19 protein-coding genes are annotated in these 17,896 nt (G+C 73.4%); 15 read left to right on the top strand and 4 right to left on the bottom strand.

From position 1 onward, the window contains the following. Positions 1-24 precede the first annotated feature (24 nt). The 6 genes from N538_RS0108920 to N538_RS24510 are packed head-to-tail and all read left to right on the top strand — an operon-like array spanning position 25 to position 4,957. Positions 25-960, top strand: a complete 936-nt coding sequence (locus tag N538_RS0108920; protein ID WP_028637025.1) for an ABC transporter ATP-binding protein — start codon at positions 25-27, stop codon at positions 958-960. Beyond that, a complete protein-coding gene (locus tag N538_RS24520) occupies positions 957-1,778 on the top strand; it encodes an ABC transporter permease (RefSeq protein ID WP_051549055.1) in 822 nt (273 codons plus the stop codon). The genes N538_RS0108920 and N538_RS24520 overlap by 4 nt, the downstream gene beginning before the upstream one ends. A gap of 3 nt (positions 1,779-1,781) precedes the next feature. Next, the gene (locus N538_RS28955; RefSeq protein ID WP_197025284.1) at positions 1,782-2,567 is read left to right on the top strand and encodes a hypothetical protein; all 786 of its coding nucleotides are present in this window, start codon (positions 1,782-1,784) and stop codon (positions 2,565-2,567) included. Next, positions 2,567-3,235, top strand: a complete 669-nt coding sequence (locus N538_RS0108905; RefSeq protein WP_028637024.1) for a response regulator transcription factor — start codon at positions 2,567-2,569, stop codon at positions 3,233-3,235. Before N538_RS28955 ends, N538_RS0108905 begins: the two co-directional genes overlap by 1 nt. Beyond that, entirely contained in the window at positions 3,232-4,494 is a 1,263-nt protein-coding gene (locus tag N538_RS0108900; RefSeq protein WP_028637023.1) for an ATP-binding protein, read from the top strand. Before N538_RS0108905 ends, N538_RS0108900 begins: the two co-directional genes overlap by 4 nt. 10 nt (positions 4,495-4,504) lie before the next feature. Continuing rightward, complete coding sequence (locus tag N538_RS24510; protein ID WP_051549053.1) at positions 4,505-4,957, top strand: MarR family winged helix-turn-helix transcriptional regulator; 453 nt, start codon at positions 4,505-4,507, stop codon at positions 4,955-4,957. Here N538_RS24510 and N538_RS24505 read toward each other — a convergent pair. Continuing rightward, the gene (locus N538_RS24505; RefSeq protein WP_231496176.1) at positions 4,909-6,333 is read right to left on the bottom strand and encodes an MFS transporter; all 1,425 of its coding nucleotides are present in this window, start codon (positions 6,331-6,333) and stop codon (positions 4,909-4,911) included. The two genes, N538_RS24510 and N538_RS24505, sit on opposite strands and share 49 nt — an antisense overlap. A gap of 39 nt (positions 6,334-6,372) precedes the next feature. Further along, positions 6,373-7,077: an alpha/beta fold hydrolase gene (locus N538_RS0108885; RefSeq protein WP_028637022.1), complete on the bottom strand. Its 705-nt coding sequence runs from the start codon at positions 7,075-7,077 to the stop codon at positions 6,373-6,375. Positions 7,078-7,283: 206 nt separating this feature from the next. On the opposite strand from N538_RS0108885, the gene N538_RS0108880 reads away from it, so the two are divergent. The 3 genes from N538_RS0108880 (at position 7,284) to N538_RS0108870 (ending at position 10,690) form a co-directional block, all read left to right on the top strand. Continuing rightward, positions 7,284-9,413 (top strand): DEAD/DEAH box helicase, encoded by a 2,130-nt coding sequence (locus N538_RS0108880; RefSeq protein ID WP_028637021.1) that lies wholly within the window; start codon positions 7,284-7,286, stop codon positions 9,411-9,413. An 81-nt stretch (positions 9,414-9,494) separates the two neighbouring features. Then, positions 9,495-10,007, top strand: coding sequence for a sigma-70 family RNA polymerase sigma factor (locus tag N538_RS0108875; protein WP_028637020.1), 513 nt, complete (start codon positions 9,495-9,497; stop codon positions 10,005-10,007). Next, positions 10,004-10,690 (top strand): anti-sigma factor family protein, encoded by a 687-nt coding sequence (locus tag N538_RS0108870; RefSeq protein WP_028637019.1) that lies wholly within the window; start codon positions 10,004-10,006, stop codon positions 10,688-10,690. The genes N538_RS0108875 and N538_RS0108870 overlap by 4 nt, the downstream gene beginning before the upstream one ends. Here N538_RS0108870 and N538_RS0108865 read toward each other — a convergent pair. Beyond that, complete coding sequence (locus N538_RS0108865; protein ID WP_155992020.1) at positions 10,680-12,734, bottom strand: CDP-alcohol phosphatidyltransferase family protein; 2,055 nt, start codon at positions 12,732-12,734, stop codon at positions 10,680-10,682. The two genes, N538_RS0108870 and N538_RS0108865, sit on opposite strands and share 11 nt — an antisense overlap. 20 nt (positions 12,735-12,754) lie before the next feature. Between N538_RS0108865 and N538_RS24500 the strand changes: the two genes are divergently transcribed. The 6 genes from N538_RS24500 to N538_RS0108835 are packed head-to-tail and all read left to right on the top strand — an operon-like array spanning position 12,755 to position 17,074. Continuing rightward, positions 12,755-13,768, top strand: coding sequence for a zinc-dependent alcohol dehydrogenase (locus tag N538_RS24500; RefSeq protein ID WP_036569977.1), 1,014 nt, complete (start codon positions 12,755-12,757; stop codon positions 13,766-13,768). Between the two features lie 2 nt (positions 13,769-13,770). Then, the gene (locus N538_RS0108855; protein WP_231496175.1) at positions 13,771-14,148 is read left to right on the top strand and encodes a 6-pyruvoyl trahydropterin synthase family protein; all 378 of its coding nucleotides are present in this window, start codon (positions 13,771-13,773) and stop codon (positions 14,146-14,148) included. Next, on the top strand, positions 14,145-15,041 hold the full coding sequence (locus N538_RS24495) for a glycosyltransferase family 4 protein (protein ID WP_036569975.1): 897 nt from the start codon (positions 14,145-14,147) through the stop codon (positions 15,039-15,041). Before N538_RS0108855 ends, N538_RS24495 begins: the two co-directional genes overlap by 4 nt. Further along, complete coding sequence (locus N538_RS0108845; protein WP_036569973.1) at positions 15,038-15,793, top strand: lysylphosphatidylglycerol synthase domain-containing protein; 756 nt, start codon at positions 15,038-15,040, stop codon at positions 15,791-15,793. The genes N538_RS24495 and N538_RS0108845 overlap by 4 nt, the downstream gene beginning before the upstream one ends. Beyond that, on the top strand, positions 15,786-16,481 hold the full coding sequence (locus N538_RS0108840) for a RibD family protein (protein ID WP_028637015.1): 696 nt from the start codon (positions 15,786-15,788) through the stop codon (positions 16,479-16,481). The genes N538_RS0108845 and N538_RS0108840 overlap by 8 nt, the downstream gene beginning before the upstream one ends. Next, entirely contained in the window at positions 16,478-17,074 is a 597-nt protein-coding gene (locus N538_RS0108835) for a GTP cyclohydrolase II (RefSeq protein ID WP_028637014.1), read from the top strand. The genes N538_RS0108840 and N538_RS0108835 overlap by 4 nt, the downstream gene beginning before the upstream one ends. Before the next feature lie 25 nt (positions 17,075-17,099). Here N538_RS0108835 and N538_RS0108830 read toward each other — a convergent pair whose 3' ends face one another. Next, entirely contained in the window at positions 17,100-17,882 is a 783-nt protein-coding gene (locus N538_RS0108830; protein ID WP_028637013.1) for a ceramidase domain-containing protein, read from the bottom strand. Between the last annotated feature and the right edge of the window lie 14 nt (positions 17,883-17,896).

The raw sequence follows: 17,896 nt of genomic DNA, 5'->3' as shown, positions 1-17,896 counted from the left end.
GGACGACTCCCTACGGTCCGGACCATGACAGAGCAACTCGCTGTCGACGCCGTGGGGGTCACCAAGAGCTTCGGCTCGCTCCGCGCCGTCGACGACATCACGGTCCAGGTCGCTCCCGGAGAGGTCTACGGCGTCCTCGGGCCGAACGGCGCCGGGAAGACGACGTTCCTGCGCATGCTGTTCGGCCTGATCCGCCCCGACGCGGGCACCATCCGGGTGTTCGGGCGGACCTGGGAGAAGGACGGCATCAACGTCCTCGACGGCGTCGCCGGCTTCATCGAGAGCCCGAAGTTCTACCCGTACCTCACCGGCCGGCAGAACCTCGAGGGCCTGGCGCTCCTCGACGGCGGCGACCGTGCCGACCGGCTGGCCGAGGTGCTAGAAGTGGTCGACCTCACCGACCGCGCCGGCGACAAGGTCAGCGGCTACTCCTACGGCATGCGCCAACGGCTCGGCGTGGCCGCCAGCCTGCTGCGCGACCCCCGCCTGCTGGTGCTCGACGAGCCGGCCAACGGCCTCGACCCCGCCGGCATCCGAGACATGCGGGCGCTGGTGAAGCGTCTGGCCGGGAGCGGCCTCACCGTGCTACTCAGCTCCCACCACATGGACGAGGTCGAGGAGATCTGCGACAACGTCACGATCATGCGCACCGGCTCGGTCGCCTTCCACGGCACGATCGAGAAGCTGCGCACCATGGCGCCGGACCCCGGCTACGCGCTGAGCACCGGCGACGACGTCCGGGCCCGCGAGGTCGCCGGTCGGCACCCCTCGGTCGCCGTGACGACGGACCCCGACGCCGAGCTGGTCGTCACCGGGCCCCGCGACGACGTCGCGGCGTACGTCGCCGACCTGGTCCGGTCGGGCATCCGGCTCGACGGGTTCATCGCGACCCGGACGCCCCTGGAGTCGTTGTTCTTCATGCTGACCGACGCCGAGTCCAGCGTGGAGGGGGCCGCATGAGCCGCGTCGGGGTCGGTGCGGCCCTGCGGTGGGAGGTGCGCAAGCTGCGCGCCCAGCTGCGGGCCCGGGCCGTGCTCGTCGCCGCGGTGCTCGCACCGATCCCGGTGGTGTTCATCCTGCACGGCCAGTCGCGGCCGCCGAAGGACACCCTCTTCGGGCGATTCGCCCTCGAGAACGGCTTCGCGCTCGCGCTGCTCGTCCTCGGCTTCGCCTCCCAGTGGGTGCTCCCGCTGCTGACCGCGATCGTCGCCGGTGACGTCTTCGCCAGCGAGGACCAGCACGGCACCTGGAAGACGGTGCTCACCCGGTCCACCAGTCGAGGACAGCTCTTCTGGGCCAAGACCATCACTGCCTGCGGCTTCGCCGCGATCGTCCTGCTCCTGTTGACCGCGTCGACGATCGTGAGCAGCCTGCTGGTCGTCGGCCACCAGCCCCTGACGGGGCTGTCCGGCCAGACCATCCCGGCCGCCACAGCGCTGAAGCTGGTGACCGCGAGCTGGGCCACGATGCTGCCGCCGATGCTCGGCTTCACCTGCCTGGCGCTGCTCCTCTCGGTCTGGTCGCGCAACCCCGCCATCGGCATCGCGGCCCCGGTCGTCATCGCGATGGTCATGCAGCTGCTCGGCTCGCTCGGCGGCATCGACGCCGTGCGCCCGCTGCTGCTCAGCACGCCGTTCGAGGCCTGGCACGGCCTGCTGGCGGCGCCCCACTTCACCGGACCACTGACCCAGGGCGCACTCGTGTGCGCCGCCTGGGGCGCGGTCTCGCTCCTGGGCGCCTACCTCGTCCTTCGCCGACGCGACATCACTGGAGGCTGAACCATGCGTCGAATCCTCACTGCCCTCGTCGCCGCCCTGGTGGTCATCGGCGCGCTCACCGCGGTCGCCGTCGCCCGCGGGGGTGACAACAGCACCGTGACCCGCGCCCGCCTCGAGCGCGCCCTGCCGGTGGCGTTCTCCAACCTCTACGTCAAGCAGGCGCACGTGGAGGGGCGCCACGACATCACCCCGAAGTCGCTGCACGCCAAGGCCATGTGCGACAAGCACGGCCCCGACGTCGCCGACGTGGGTCCGGGAGGGGACTGGGTCTGCCTGATGAGCTGGAAGGACCCGCAGGTCCCGATGCCCCCGGAGGGCTACGGCAAGTTCGAGCTCAACGTGCACAGCAACGACTGCTTCACGGCGGGCGGCCCCACGAAGCTAACCGGCTACCTCGAGATGACGGCCGCCGACGGCCGCACGGTCACCAACCCGGTCTTCGAGTTCGACGGCTGCTTCGACCCGACCGGCGACAACACGCCGACCGGGAACTCGTTCCCGTCGCTGCTGTCGGTCACGAGCACCACACTGACGCCGAAGCAGGACGGCACGGTCGACCTGGGGCTCGGCTGCGGCACCGGCGCCGAGGGGTGCGCGGGCACCGTGACCGCGACCGCGGGCCACACCTCCCTGGGCACGGTGCCCTACGACATGAAGGAAGAGGCGACCGCCTCGCTGCCGTTCCCGACCGCCGTGCCGCGGGGCACCAAGGAGGTGACGTTCACCGTCCACCCGACGCGGGGTGTCGCGTCCTCCTCACCCTCGGTGCTGCCCGTTACATTCGGGTGATGCGCATCCTTGTCGTCGAGGACGACGACCGACTGCGCGCTCTCCTCGCCACCACGCTCGCCGAGGCGGGCTGGGAGGTCGACGAGGCCGCCGACGGCCGCTCCGGGTTCGGGGCGGCCCTCGGCGGGGGGTACGACGTCGTGCTGCTGGACGTGATGCTGCCCGGGTTGGACGGGGTCACCGTGTGCCGGCGGCTGCGGACCGCCGGCATCGAGGTACCGGTCCTGATGCTGACCGCGCGGGGACAGGTCGCCTCGCGCATCGAGGGGCTGGACGCCGGCGCCGACGACTACCTGCCCAAGCCTTTCGACGTCGACGAGCTGCTGGCCCGGTTGCGGGCGCTGACCCGGCGCACGGCGAGTGCGTCCGGCCCGCTCACGGTCGGCGACCTGGTCGTCGACCCGCTCGCGCGCCGGGTCCGCCGCGGCGACACCGAGATCGAGCTGACCGCGCGGGAGTTCGACATCCTCGAGCTGCTGGTCTCCCGTGCGGGCGAGGCGGTCTCGCGCTTCACGATCCTCGACGAGGTGTGGGACGGGGAGACCGACCTGAAGAGCAACGTGATCGACGTCTACCTCGCCTCGATCCGGTCCAAGATCGATCGCCCGTTCGGCACGTCGACGATCACGACCCTGCGCGGTGCGGGCTACCGGGTCGACGCCTCGTGAACCACTGGCCCATCCGGGTGCGCCTGGTCGCGGGCTTCTCCGTGGCCATGTTGGTGGTGCTCATCGCCTCGGCGGTCTTCGTGTACTGGCGGGTGGAGTACGCGCTCGACCGCGGCCTCGACGGCGACCTCCAGCGGGCGACCGCCGCGCTGGCCCAGTCGGTCGGGGCGGACGGCAGCGTCGCCGACGACGATGCCGTCACCGCCACCGGGGCCGTCTACCAGGTGCTCGACAGCCGCGGGGAGGTGATCGCGCACAGCCCGTCGGCCGGGGCCGAGCCGATCGTCGAGCCGGACGGCGTCGACCACGCCGAGACCGTCGACGTCGGCCGCCTGCTACCGATCTCCGACCGGCCGCTGCGCGCCGAGGTCACGCCCACCGTGGTCGACGGGAAGCCGGCCTACCTGGTCGTGGCGGTGCGCCGCGAGCACCGGGACGAGGCGCTGCGTGAGCTGCTCCTGCAGCTGGGCATCGGTGTCTTCGGCTCCCTGCTCGTCGCCTCCGTCGTCGGCTACGTGCTGACCCGCCAGGCTCTGTTGCCGGTCGAGCGCTACCGGCGGCAGGCCGAGGAGATCGCCGCGGGCGCGACGGGCGTCCGGCTCGACGTCCCCGACACCCGCGACGACGAGGTGGTCCGGCTCGGGAACACGCTCAACGACATGCTCACCGCGCTCGAGCGCGCGCTGGAGTCCGAGCGGCACTTCGTCGACGACGCCAGCCACGAGCTGCGCACGCCGCTGACGGTGCTCAAGAGCCGCGTGCAGTCGGCCCAGCGCCGGACACGCACCGTCGAGGAGCACGAGGACATCCTCGGCGAGCTGCTCGTCGACGTGGAGCGGCTGACCCGGCTCGCCGAGCAGCTGCTCGAGCTGCGGCCCGAGCTCACCGACGACGTGCTGGATCGGATCACCGCGAACCTCGTCGCGAACGCCCACCTCCACGGCCGCGCGCCGGTCAAGGTCGACCTGACCCGGATGGGGGACTGGCAGGTGCTCACCGTCGAGGACGACGGGCCGGGGATGGACGCCGAGATGCTGGACCGCGCCACCGACCGGTTCGCCCGGGCCGACGACGCCCGCTCGCGCCCGGGGTCCGGGCTCGGCCTGGCCATCGTCCGCTCGCTCACCGACTCCGCGGGCGGCCAGCTGCGCCTCTGCTGCCGCGGCGAGCACCGGCGCTTCGGGACGCACGTCGACCTGCCGTGCCGCCACGACCCGGACAAGATGACGGCGAGCGTCTTCCTCCCCGCCGGACAGTAGAGTCCGCCGCGTGGACGAGGCCCGGTTGCGCGAGCTCGGCGCGGAGGTCATGCGCCTCGCCCGGCGCCGCGCCGCGGCGTACCCCGGCTCGGTGCTGGAGGACTCGGCGTTCCGCCTCCTGCTGGTCCTGGTCGAGGAGGGGCCGCGGTCGCTGCGCGACCTCGCCGACGAGCTCCAGCTCGAGCAGTCCACGATCAGCCGGCAGGTCGGCACGGCGGTCGGCCACGGCCTCGTCGAGCGGTACGGCGAGTCGCCGCGGCTGGTCCGCGCGACCGCGGCCGGCCGCGAGGCCTACCTCCACGACGGCCGGCTGCGCGGCGAGGTCTGGAGCCGCGCGATCGACGAGCTCGGCGAGGAACGGGGTGCGAGGCTGATCGCCGCGCTGCACGAACTGAACGACGCGCTGGACCGGGCTCACGCCGCGGTGCGGGCCGCCGACAGCTCGGGTGCCGGCTCGGCCTGACGGCGGGGGATCGCCGCCGTGATCGCGACGCCCACGAACGCGGCGACCGCGCCGGCCACGAAGCAGAGCTGGAACGCGCCGAGGGTCGGGATCTCGAGCCCGTCGAAGGTCTGGGTGCGACTGGTGAGGATCGTGCCCATCACGGCAGCGGCCAGGGTGGTGCCGACCGAGCGCATCAGCGCGTTGAGGCCGACCGCCGACGCCGCCTCGCGCATCGGCACCGCATCCAGGATCAGCGTGGGCATCGCGGCGTACCCGATGCCGACGCCCGCGCAGGCGACGCAGGACGCGACCAGGAGCTGCCACGGGGCGTCCATGAGGAACAGCGCGACCAGGTAGCCGAAGCCCAGCACCGTCGCGCCGACCATCAGGGTGACCCGGGCACCGACGGTGCCGATCAGCCGGCTCGACACGGGCGCGAAGGCCAGCATCATCAGGCCGCCGGGCGCCAGCCACAGGCCGGCGGCGAGGATCGACTGGCCCAGGCCGTAGCCGGTGGCCTCGGGGAGCTGGAGCAGCTGGGGGACGACGATCGACTGGGCCATCATCCCGAAGCCGATGGCGATCGCCGCGACGTTCGTCATCAGCACGGGCCGCTGCGCGGTGGTGCGCAGGTCGACCAGCGGCTCGGACCGGCGCAGCTCGAACGCGCCCCAGCCGAGCAGCACGACAACGCCGGCCGCGACGGCCCCGAGGGTGCGCGGGTCGCCCCAGCCCCAGGCGGTCGCCTTCGAGATGCCGACCAGCACCGCGACGAGGCCGACGGCGAGGCCGACGGCGCCGACCACGTCGAACCGGCCGGGCTGGGCGTCGCGCACGTGCGGGACCGCGATCCAGGTCAGCACCGCAACGACCGCGGAGAGGCCGGTCGCCACCCAGAACAGCGTGTGCCAGTCGCCGGTCTGCGCGATCCAGGCCGAGAGCGGCAGCCCGACGGCACCGCCGACGCCGAGCGTGGCGCTCATCGAGGCGATCGCCGTCGAGGTCAGGTGCGGCGGGGTGATCTCGCGCATCAGGGAGATGCCGACCGGGATGAAGCCCATCGCCAGGCCCTGGAGCGCGCGACCGACCAGCACCGGTCCGAGCGTGCTGGACAGCGCGCACACGAGCGAGCCGACCAGCAGGATCAGCGAGCTGACCACGAGCACCCGCTGCTTGCCGAACAGGTCGGCCAGGCGGCCAGCCACCGGCATCGCGACGGCGCCGGCGAGCAGCGTCACGGTGACGACCCACGCGGCGTTGGCCGCGGAGGTGCCGAGGAAGCCGGGGAGCTCGCTCTGGATCGGGATCACGAGCGTCTGCGTCAGGGCTGCACAGAGACCGCCGAAGCACAGGACGACGACCGGGAGCATCGGGTGGCGCGTGGTGGTGGACACCCGTGCATGTTACATATGCTTGCCGACGACAACCAATCGTCAGAAGCCGGTGATGCCGTCCCGCGCGACCCGGTCCAGGATCTCCGTGAGCTCCGCCGGCCGCGACCACATCGGCCAGTGCGAGGTCGGCAGGTCGACGTAGGCGACGTTGCGCAGGTCGTCGAGCCCGGCCAGCCACGGGGCGCCCTCGGCGGCGGCCTGCTGGTACCCGCTCGCGGGGAAGGCCGTCGCGATCACCAGTGAGGGCACGTCCAGGCGTGCGTCGTTCGTGACCTCGGGCGCATCGCGCATCGGACCAGCGGGCTCCGGCACCGCGCGCTCGCGGAACTCGGCGAGCCGCTCCTCGGGGATGCCGTCGAGGCTCTCGCCCAGCTCCTCCCACGTGGCCGGCAGCGGGAACTCGGGCTCGTCGATCTCCTTGATCGGCCCGGTGCCGGGAGCGGTGTCGACGTAGATGAGCGCAGCGATGCGGTCGGGCACCCGGTCGCTGGCGACGTAGCCGGGCTGGCTGGCGCCGCTGTGCACCGCGAGCACGACGGGCCGGTCGTGGGCCTCGATCGCGGCCACGATCGCGTCGGCCTGGCCGGCCAGCGACACCGATCCGCGGTCGGGGTGGTCGGGCTCGAGACCGGGCAGCGTCAGCGCGGTGACGTCGTGGCCGTCGGCCCGCAGGCCCTCGGCCACGCCGTCCCACGCCCAGGCGCCGAGCCACCAGCCGGGGACGAGAACGAGAGGAGAGGTCACGGCACCCAACCTAGGGATGTCCGCCGACAGCCGCACGGCTGGTACGCTGCCAGTGGTCCGACGGTCCTCTGTGCCCGTCGGGCGGGGTGTCACACACCTGGACCGACCGTCTGACCGGTGGTCCGAGATCGACCGCTCGAGGGTGGCCTGCCCGGGCCGTTCCCGAGTCGCAGCTACTGTACCCGGGCACTCCGGAGGAGGGGTCCTTGGCTCGACAGGGCCAACGCCAGTCGGCGAACCGTCGTACACCGGCGCGCAACCAGCGCCGGGGTCGTGCTCTCGACAACGAGGGCATCATCCCGGTGCTCGCCCGCGCCGTGCGCGAGGTGGAGACCGCGGTCCAGCGCGGCGCCGTCAACGGCTCGACGCGCACCAAGTTCCAGGTCGTCGCCCTGCTCGTCCGTGAGGAGCGGGCCAGCCTGAAGGGGGACACCGAGGCCACCGAGGCGCATCGCGCCGACCAGCTGAAGCGGCTCGACGGGATCGCGACGATCCTCGCCAAGACCGCAGCGGTGCACCCCTCGCTGCTCGCGCTCCTGGCCGAGGACAGCGAGGTGTCCGGCGACGCCCGCGACCTGCGCCGCCGGATGCTCCAGCAGGCCGGGCTCGAGGTGCCCGAGGAGGAGGCCATCGAGCCCGGTCCGAACGAGACGCCGGCGGTCACGAGCCGCCGGGTCGTCCCGCAGTCGGTCATCTCCCGGCAGCTGGCCAACCCGTTCCTCGTGCCTGACTTCTCCGCCGTGCAGAGCAGCGGCCAGGCCCGCCGGCTGGCCGGCTGGGAGCTGCTCGGCCCGCTGTTCCGCTCCTTCGAGTACGCCAGCAACGGCGTCTCCTGCATGCCCCTGCCGGAGCCGGCGAGCGTCCGGGTGCCCGACGGTCGCGAGCTGATGCGACACCAGGCACAGCTGGTGGCGGCGGCCGCGGACGGCCACCGCACCTTCCTCCTCGCCGACGAGCCCGGCCTCGGCAAGACGGCACAGGCGCTGCTCGCCGCGCAGGCCACGGACTCCTACCCGCTCCTGGTCGTCGTCCCGAACGTCGTCAAGATGAACTGGGCCCGCGAGGTCGGTCTCTGGACGCCGGAGCGGACCGTGACGGTCATCCACGGCGACGGCGCCGACGTCGACGGGTACGCCGACATCTTCGTGGTCAACTACGAGATCCTCGACCGCCACGTCGGCTGGCTCGGCACCCACGGCATGCGCGGCATGGTCGTGGACGAGGCCCACTTCATCAAGAACAAGTCCTCGCAGCGCTCGCAGCACGTGCTGCACCTCTCCGACCGGATCCGGTCGCGGTACGGCCGGCCGCTGCTGATGGCGCTGACCGGCACGCCGCTGATCAACGACATCGAGGACTTCCAGGCGATCTGGGAGTTCCTCGGCTGGATCGACGAGAAGAAGCCGCTCGGCGCCCTCATGGACGCCCTCGAGGACACCGGGCTCACGCCGGCGGACCCGGGCTTCTACCCCAACGCGCGCCGCGCCGTCGTCGACATGGGCATCGTGCGCCGCCGCAAGATCGACGTCGCCGCAGACATCCCGGCCCGCCGGATCGCGGACCTGCCGGTCGAGCTGGACGACGAGGCGGGCCGCTCGATCCGCGAGGCCGAGCGCGAGCTGGCCCGCCGGCTGGTCGAGCGCTACGAGGTCGCGCTCGCCACCCGCAAGTCCGGCAGCACCGTCGAGGGCATCGACCACGAGCTGGTCCGGCGCGTCGCGACGTGGGAGCGCGAGGACATGGACACCTCGACCGGCGAGAACGTGTTCAGCATGATGCGCCGGATCGGCAAGGCGAAGGCCGGGCTCGCCTCCGACTACGCCGCCCAGCTGGCCCGCAGCGTCGGCAAGGTCGTGTTCTTCGCCAAGCACATCGAGGTCATGGACGCCGCCGAGGAGACGTTCGCGTCCCGCGGCATGAAGTACTCCTCGATCCGCGGCGACCAGACCACCACCGTCCGGCAGCGGAACATCGACGCCTTCGTCAACGACCCCGAGGTCCAGGTCATCGTCTGCTCGCTCACCGCGGCCGGCGTCGGCGTGAACCTCCAGGTCGCCTCCAACGTCGTGCTCGCCGAGCTCTCCTGGACCGACGCCGAGCAGACCCAGGCGATCGACCGGGTGCACCGCATCGGCCAGGAGGAGCCCGTCACCGCCTGGCGGATCATCGCCTCGCAGACGATCGACACCAGGATCGCCGAGCTCATCGACAGCAAGGCCGGCCTGGCTGCGGTCGCGCTCGACGGGTCCGACGAGGAGGTCGGCTCGTCGGTCGACATCCAGCTCGAGGCCCTGGTCGCGCTGCTCACCCGGGCGCTGGAGGAGAAGGCCGCGTAGGCAGCCGGGCACGCCGGCTCGCGACCGGACCGGCCGATTGAACCGCGCGGGCCCGCAGCCCGTGACAGGGGTGGAGGTGTGATGGCCGAGAGCCCGGTCGCGTTGATGACCCAGCTGCACGACGAGCATGCCGCCGCGCTGTGGGGCTACTGCCTGCGCCTGACAGGCAATGACCACGCGCGTGCGCAGGACGTGGTGCAGGAGACGATGCTGCGCGCGTGGCGCAGCTTCCCCAGCCTGGACCCCGCGTCCGGCTCGGTGCGGGCCTGGCTGTTCACGGTCGCGCGGAACATCGTGATCGACGAGTGGCGCACGAAGCGCTCGCAGAGCGAGCTGACCGTCGCCGACGTGCCGGAGGCCCCCGTCGACGCGGACCGCACCGACCAGCTGCTGCTGTCCTGGGTGGTGTCCGACGCGCTCACCCGGCTGTCGCCGGAGCACCGGGCGGTGCTGCTGGAGTGCTACTACCGCGGGCAGTCCGTGGCGGAGGCGTCCCGCAGGCTCGGCGTGCCCGAGGGCACCGTGAAGTCCCGCACCCACTACGCGCTGCGCGCGCTCCGGCTGGCACTCGAGGAGATGGGGGTGGTCGCATGAGCTGCGAGCTCGCACAGAACGACGCCGCCTACGTCCTCGGCGCGCTCACGCCCGACGAGCGGCTGGTCTTCGAGCGGCACCTTGCGACCTGCCCGACCTGCTCCGCCGCGGTCCGGGACGTCGCCGGACTGCCGGGGCTGCTCGCCCAGGTCTCGCCGGAGGTGGTCGAGTCCCCTCAGGAGCCGGAGCCGCTCCCGAGCACCCTCCTGCCCAACCTGGTTCGGGAGGTACGCCGCTCGCAGCACCGCCGGCGCTGGGTGGGAGGACTGGTCGCGGCCGCCGCGGTGCTCGTCCTCGGGGCCGGCACCGCGCTCGCCGTGACCAACGGTGACGACGGCGCCCCGCCGCAGGCCGTGTCGACGCTCGCCACCGCCCACCAGATGGAGCAGGTCGACCAGACCGGCGTGTGGGGCAAGGTGGCGCTGACGTCGGTCCTCTGGGGGACCCGCCTGGACCTGACCTGCAGCTACGAGGAGCCGGCCAGCGCCTACCCGGACGGCGGGCACACCTACGCGCTCGTCGTGCACACGAGGGACGGCGGCACCGAGCAGGTCGCGACGTGGAACGGCCTACCCGGCCGGACCATGCACGTCACCGGCGCGACCGCGCTGACGACCGACCAGATCCGGACCGTCGAGGTGCAGGACGCCGCGGGGGACACCCTGCTGGAGCTCACGAGCTGAAAGCCTGCAGGAACCGGTCCCGCACCGTGCTCATCGGCCACACCGGCGCGTCCGGCGACGGGTGGATGCCCGGCTGCCAGTCCCAGCTCGCGATCCGGCGCACGACGGACGGGTCCTGGGCGATCACCGAGACCGGGACGTCGTGACCCGGGTCGGGGCCGGTGACGTACGAGTGCGGCTGGTGGTCGCCGAGCACGAGCAGCACGAGGTTCGGGTCCGGGTGCTGCTCGAGCCAGGAGACGAGGGTGCCCATCGTGTACTCGATCGACTGGCCGTAGAGCGTCTGCACGTCCGAGGAGCCCGGCTGGGTGGGCGCGTCGTCGAAGACCGAGCCGTCGCCGACCTGGTCCCACGGCACCCGCAGCGGTGACGGCGCCCACGGGTGGTGGCTGGAGACGAGGTCGATCTCGCCCATGACCGGATCCCGGTCGGTGGGGTCGAGCTCGAGCTCCTGGAACCGCTTGAGGTTGAACTGGTCGGGCATCGGGGCGTAGCCGAACTGTGGCCCCTGGTAGCCCACGTTGCGCGAGTCGTAGATCTGGTCGAAGCCGTAGAAGTCCTCGCCCTCGGGCCAGTCCCTGGTGTCCGCGGGTACGTCGAAGACGGTGCGCCAGCCGGCCTTCTCGAACGCGGAGGTGAGCGTCAGCCGGTCCGCGCCCAGCAGCTGCTCGTAGCGACGCTGGCTGTCGACCCAGAGGCCCGACTGGAGGGTCGAGTGTGCCAGCCAGCTCGCGGCGCCGAACGTCGGCGAGGTCAGGAAGGCGCTCCGCGACCGGTAGCCGGCCGCCTCCAGGCGCCGGCTGCCGTCGTCGAGCACCGCGTCGACGCCGGGGGAGAAACTGGTGTCCTGCACGGCCACCCGGCCGTACGACTCGACGAACACGACCAGCACGTCCTTGCCGCGCAGGCCCTTCAGCAAGTGGGGTCCCGGCGTCGCGGCGTACGCGTCGGCGTCGATCTCGCGGCCGAACGTCTGCCGGTCCGCGAGGTCGGCGCGCACCTGCACGACCTCGTCGTAGGCCAGCACGGAGGCGTTGGTCGACCCGACCTGCGCCAGCGAGGCGAGCACGGCGACGGCGGCGACACCGACGGCCGCCCGGCGGTGGCCCGCGACCGTGCCGGCGACCCGCAGGGTCGCGAGCGGGATCGCGACCAGGACGGCGACGACCAGGACGACGGCGGCGACAGCGGTCGCGCGGGCGGCGGTCACGCCGATCGAGTCGCCGAGCACGCCGACGCCGGGACCGAGGTACACCCAGTCGATGGTCGGGTCGAACGGCCGGTCGAGGATCTTCTCGAAGCCGAGGTCGAACGCCTTGAACACCACCAGCGCGGCGAGCACCAGGCCCACGACGACCGCGGCGGTGCGGCGTACCCGCCGCCAGGGGAGCAGCGCGACCGCCACCACCAGCAGCGCCTCGGCGGGCAGCCGCACCAGGTCACCGGGGTGGTCGGGCAGCACGAGCGCGACCCACACCGCGCCGATGGCCGCCAGGGTGAGCCCGCCGCCGGTGGGGTACGGCGCGTCCGCGTGGCGGGTCCGCCACAGCCACCACACGTCGCGGCCGAACGACTCGGCCAGCAGCGCCAGCGCGACCAGCAGCAGCGCCTCGGTGAGCGCGTCGGGGAGGAGGCCGGACACCGCGACGGCGAGCACGATGCCCTGGATGGCGGCGACCGTCTTGCGCCAGTGGCGTGGTGGCACCGGGCGGCGCAGCAAGGGAAGGCCGCGCTCGGCGAGCCAGAGCAGGTAGCGCGCGGCACCGATCAGCAGCACCCACCAGCCGTACGTCGGAGCGGCGTACGCGCTGAGCACGAGAATCAGGAACGCGTCGGTCTCCATGTCGAAGCGCGCGCCGAAGCGGGACGTGGTGCCGGTGCGCCGGGCGACCTGCCCGTCGACCCAGTCGAGCGCGAGCGCCACCACCACGAGCAGGAGCCCCCACCCGTCGGGTCCGAGGACCGCCACCGTGAGCGCGAGGGCGGCGCGGACGCCGGTGACGACATGGGCGGGTCGTCCTGCCCGACGTTGAACCAGGGGCACAGTGCCTCCGTGTGTGAGGTGTGACCAGTCGTACGGAGACGGCGCCGTCGGGGTTCACGGCCTCAGCGTTCTGGGTCCGCGAGCCCGGGCACGGGGAGATCCGCCCCGTCGCGATCGCCGAGCCGGGCCCCGGCGAGGTCCTGGTGCGCACGCTGCACTCGGGGGTCAGCCGCGGCACCGAGACACTGGTGTTCCGCGGCGGCGTCCCCGAGAGCCAGCGGGAGGAGATGCGAGCGCCGTTCCAGGACGGCGCGTTCCCGGGCCCGGTCAAGTACGGCTACCTGAACGTCGGCGTCGTCGCGCAGGGTCCCGCAGGCCTGGTCGGCCGGACGGTCTTCTGCCTGCACCCGCACCAGACGGCGTACGTCGTCCCCGCGTCGTCGGTGGTCCCCGTCCCCGAGGACGTCCCCGCGCGGCGGGCCGTGCTCGCCGGCACGGTCGAGACCGCCCTCAACGCGCTGTGGGACCTTCGGCCGCTGGTGGGCGACCGCGTCACGGTCGTGGGCGCCGGCATGGTCGGGTGCTGCGTCGCCCGGCTGCTGGCCGGCATCCCCGAGGCCGACGTCACCCTCGTCGACGTCGACCCCGGGCGGGCCGGCGTCGCGGAGCGGCTGGGCGTCGCGTTCGCCACCCCCGAGGACGCGGTCGGCCAGCGGGACGCCGTCGTGCACACCAGCGCGACGGCGTCCGGTCTCCAGCTCGCGCTCGACCTGCTCGCGCCCGAGGGCACCGTCCTCGACCTCAGCTGGTACGGCGACCAGCGCGTGCACCTCTCGCTCGGCGGCGCGTTCCACTCGCAGCGGCTCGGCATCCGGGCCAGCCAGGTGGGCGTCGTCGCGGGCCGCTCGCGGCGCACCCACGCCGACCGGCTCGCGCTCGCCCTCCGGCTGCTGCGCGACCCCGCGTTCGACGTCCTCCTGACCGGGGAGTCGCCGTTCGCCGACCTGCCGGACGTGATGGCCCGGCTCGAGGCCGGGCGGCTGGCCGCCCTGTGCCACACGATCGCCTACCCGGAGGACTCGTGTACACGGTGACCGTGCGCGACCACATGATGATCGCCCACAGCTTCCGCGGCGAGGTCTTCGGGCCGGCCCAGCGCCTGCACGGCGCGACGTACGTCGTGGACGCGGCGTTCTCCGGGCCCGAGCTCGGGCCGGACGGGATCCTCCTCGACATCGGCGCCGCGACCGTTTTGCTGCACGAGGTGCTCGGCGGGCTGACCTACCGCAACCTGGACGACGAGCCGTCGTTCGCGGGCACGAACACCTCGACCGAGGTGCTCGCCCGGGTCGTCGCCGACCGGCTCGCCGAGGCGGCCGGCGGGCTGGTCGACGGGTGGGGGCCGGTGGCCCGTCTGGTGGTGACACTGCACGAGTCGCACGTCGCCTGGGCGAGCTACGAGAGGCAGCTGTGATCCACCTGGTGCGCCCCGTGGGCGTCGACGACCCGGAGCGGCCGTCGGGCGGGAACGTCTACGACCGGCGCATCGCCTCCGCCCTCGGAGCCGTCGAGCACACGTCCGTCGCCACCGTGCCGTCCGGCGAGCTGGCGCTCGTCGACGGGCTGCTCGCCTCGCCGGCCCTGGTGCCGGAGTCCGCGCGCGTCCGCTTCGTCGTCCTGGTGCACACGCCGCGCTGGACGTGGTGGGAGGGCCCGGTGCTCGAGGCGGCCGCGGGCGTGGTCACCACGAGCCGGTGGACCCGGGACCGGCTCGTCGAGCGGTACGGCCTCGGCCGCGTCTTCGTGGCTGAGCCCGGCGTCGACCCTGCCCCGGTCGCCCCAGGCTCCCCGTCCGGCGGCGCCCTGCTCAGCGTCGGCGCGGTGACGCCGCTCAAGGGGTACGACGTGCTGGCCGCCGCCCTGCGGAGGATCGTCGGCCTCGAGTGGTCCTGCCGCGGGGTCGGGTCGACTGCGATCGAGCCGGAGTTCGCCGCCGCGCTGCCGCCGACCGTGCGGCTGACCGGCGCGCTGACCCGCGCCGAGCTGGACGCGACGTACGCCGAGGCCGACCTGCTGGTGCTCGCCTCCCGCGCCGAGACGTACGGCATGGTCGTCACCGAGGCCCTCGCGCGCGGTGTGCCGGTGGTCGCCTCCGACGTCGGCGGGGTGCGCGAGGCGCTGGGCGACGGGGGCGTGCTGGTGCCGCCCGGAGACGCGGACGCGCTGGCGGACGCGTTGCGGACCTGGCTGACGTCGGCCGCGCACCGGGAGTCGCTGCGGGCGGCCGCGCGCGCCCGGCGCGCCGAGCTGACCGGGTGGGACCGCACCGCGGACCTGGTGCGCGCGGCGTTGGAGGCGGTCGGATGACGCGGTGGGTCAAGGTCCTCGGGGGCGCGGCCATCCTCGCGGTCGTCGGGTGGCGGGTCGGTCCGCAGCCGTTCGTGGACGCGCTCCGTTCGGCGGGCCCCGTCGCGCTGGTGGTCGCGCTGGGGATCACCGCCGTGACCACGGTCGCGTGCGCGGTCCGGTGGCAGGTGCTCGCCCGCGGCCTCGGGGTCGAGGTGCCCCTGCGCGAGGCGGTCGGCGCCTACTACCGCTCGCAGTTCCTGAACGCGACCCTGCCGGGCGGCCTGGTCGGTGACGTGCACCGCGCGGTGCGGCACGGCGCCCTGCCGGTGGTCGCCGACCGCGGGGCCGGCCAGGTCGTGCAGGTGGTCGCGGCCGGTGCCGTGCTGCTGGTCGGGCCCGCGCCCTGGGCATCCGCGCTGCTCGCCGTCGTGGTGGTCGTGGCGCTGGTCCGCTGGCCTGCCGTCGTCGCGACCTCGCTGGTCTCGGCTGCCGGGCACGTCGTCGTGTTCCTGGTGGCGGCGGACGCGGCGGGCACCTCGGCGTCCCTCGCCGACCTGCTGCCGCTCGCGTTGCTGGTGATGCTCGCGGCCGCGATCCCGCTCAACGTCGCGGGCTGGGGACCGCGGGAGGGCGTGGCGGCGTGGGCGTTCGCGGCCGCCGGGCTCGGTGCGGGGCAGGGCGCGACGGTCGCGGTGCTCTACGGCGTCCTCGCGCTGGTGGCCACGCTGCCCGGCGCCGTACTGCTGACGAGGGGAGTGGTCCGTGGCTGACCGTCCGTACACCCTGCTCAGCTGTGGCATGTCGATCGACGGCTACCTCGACAGCTCCGGCGACGAGCGGCTGATGCTCTCGAACGACGCCGACCTCGACCGTGTCGACGAGGTGCGGGCCGGCTGCGACGCCATCCTCGTCGGGGCGACCACGGTCCGCAACGACAACCCGCGGCTGCTGGTGCGCTGCCCCGAGCGGCGGCTCCACCGGGTCACCCGCGGGCTGGAGCCGTCGCCGGTCAAGGTCACCGTCACCTGCGGTGCCGACCTCGACCCGGCGTCGCGGTTCTTCACCACCGGGGAGGCGGAGAAGCTCGTGTACTGCCCGACGCCGGTGCTCGCCCGCGCCCGCTCCCGGCTGGGGGCCAGCGCGACCGTCGTCGACGGTGGGCCGCGGGTCTCGATGACCGCCGTCGCCACGGACCTGGCCGCGCGGGGCGTCGAACGGCTGATGGTCGAGGGCGGCGGCACCATCCACACCCAGTTCCTCGCCGAGGACGCCGCCGACGAGCTCCAGCTGGTCGTCGCCCCGTTCTTCGTCGGCGACTCGCGGGCCCGGCGCTTCGTCGGCGACGGCCCGTTCCCGTTCCGCCCCGGCCGTCCGGCCACGCTCGCCGAGGTCCGTCGCATCGGCGAGGTCGTCCTGCTGCGCTACGCGCTCTCGGAGCGCTTCGAGGAGTCCGCATGAGCGCCACGGTCCGCACCTCCCTGACGCTCCCGCTCCGGCTCTGCGGGTGGAGCGGAATCGCCGAGGTCCACACGTTCGACGGGCTGGCCGACGGCGGCGAGCACCTCGCGATCCGGCTGGGCTCGCCCGGCGCCGTACCCCTGGTCCGCGTGCACAGCGAGTGCCTCACCGGCGACGTGCTCGGCTCGGAGCGCTGCGACTGCGGGCCGCAGCTGCACGAGGCCGTCCGCCGCGTCGCCGCCTCCGGCGGGTACCTCCTGTACCTGCGCCAGGAGGGCCGCGGCATCGGTCTCTACGCCAAGCTCGACGCCTACGCGCTCCAGGACGGCGGCCTCGACACCTACGAGGCCAACCTCGCCCTCGGGTACGCCGCCGACGCCCGCGACTACACCGCCGCCGCCCAGATGCTCTCGGCGCTCGGTGTGTCCCGGCTGTCTCTGCTGAGCAACAACCCCGACAAGGCCTCCCAGCTGGCGGCGCACGGACTCGACGTCGACCTGGTCCCCACCGCGGTCCACCTGTCCTCGGCCAACGCGCGCTACCTCGCCACCAAGGCCCGCGGCGGGCACACGCTGCTGAGCGACGCGGGGTAGCTCCGGGGCACCGTCGAGCGCCAGCTCACCGCTCGCGTCCAGCGACCTCCGACATCCAGAGCCGGAACAGCAGGTACGCCGACACCGCGTCCAGCAGGTGCCACGCGGCGTGTCCCTGCAGCAGCGAGTGCGGGTCGCACCAGGCCGACCTGGTGGCGTTCCAGATCGCGAACGCCAGCAGGATCGCGCCCACCGCACCGGAACCCCACCGCAGGTCGGTGCGCGGGCCGCCCGACGACGCCGCACGCCGCCACAGCCGCACCTCGGTCGTGATCGCCACGAGCAGCAGCGCCGCGAACGCGACGTTCCCGCTGTAGGTCACGACCGGCACCTCCCCGTCGTACAGCCCGACCAGCTCGCAGGCCGCGACGAACAGCAGGAACAGCTGCCAGAAGAAGGTCGCGCCCTGGCGCACCCACCGCATCAGGGCGTACGCCGCCGCGAACGAGGCGACGAGGTACATGCTCAGCAGGTCGAGGCGGCCGCCGAGCGACGACTGGGTGGCGTGCATCGCGGCGCTCGCGGGCCCGAGGAACACCACCAGGCAGGCGTACGGCGTCGCGAGGCCGCCCAGGGCGACCTTCCCGGCGTGCCAGGCAATGGCGAGGCCCGCGAGCACGAACCCGAGGTTCGAGAACGTGTTGGCCGGCTGCTTCACCCACGCGTCCCGCGCGGCCTCGCAGAAGTTGTCGCCGCGCCCGACGTCCGGCCCGAGCCAGCCCGCGCCGACGGCGACCACCAGCAGTCCCGTCGACAGGACCGCGACCAGCGTCGCCCGGGCGAGCGGTCGCAGGCTGCGGGGGTCCACGTCCCTAGTCTGTC

It is taken from the genome of Nocardioides sp. URHA0032, from assembly GCF_000620645.1.
GTDB lineage: Bacteria > Actinomycetota > Actinomycetes > Propionibacteriales > Nocardioidaceae > Nocardioides.
Note: the sequence above shows the minus strand (reverse complement) of the source record. Positions and strands in the feature narration are given on the sequence as shown.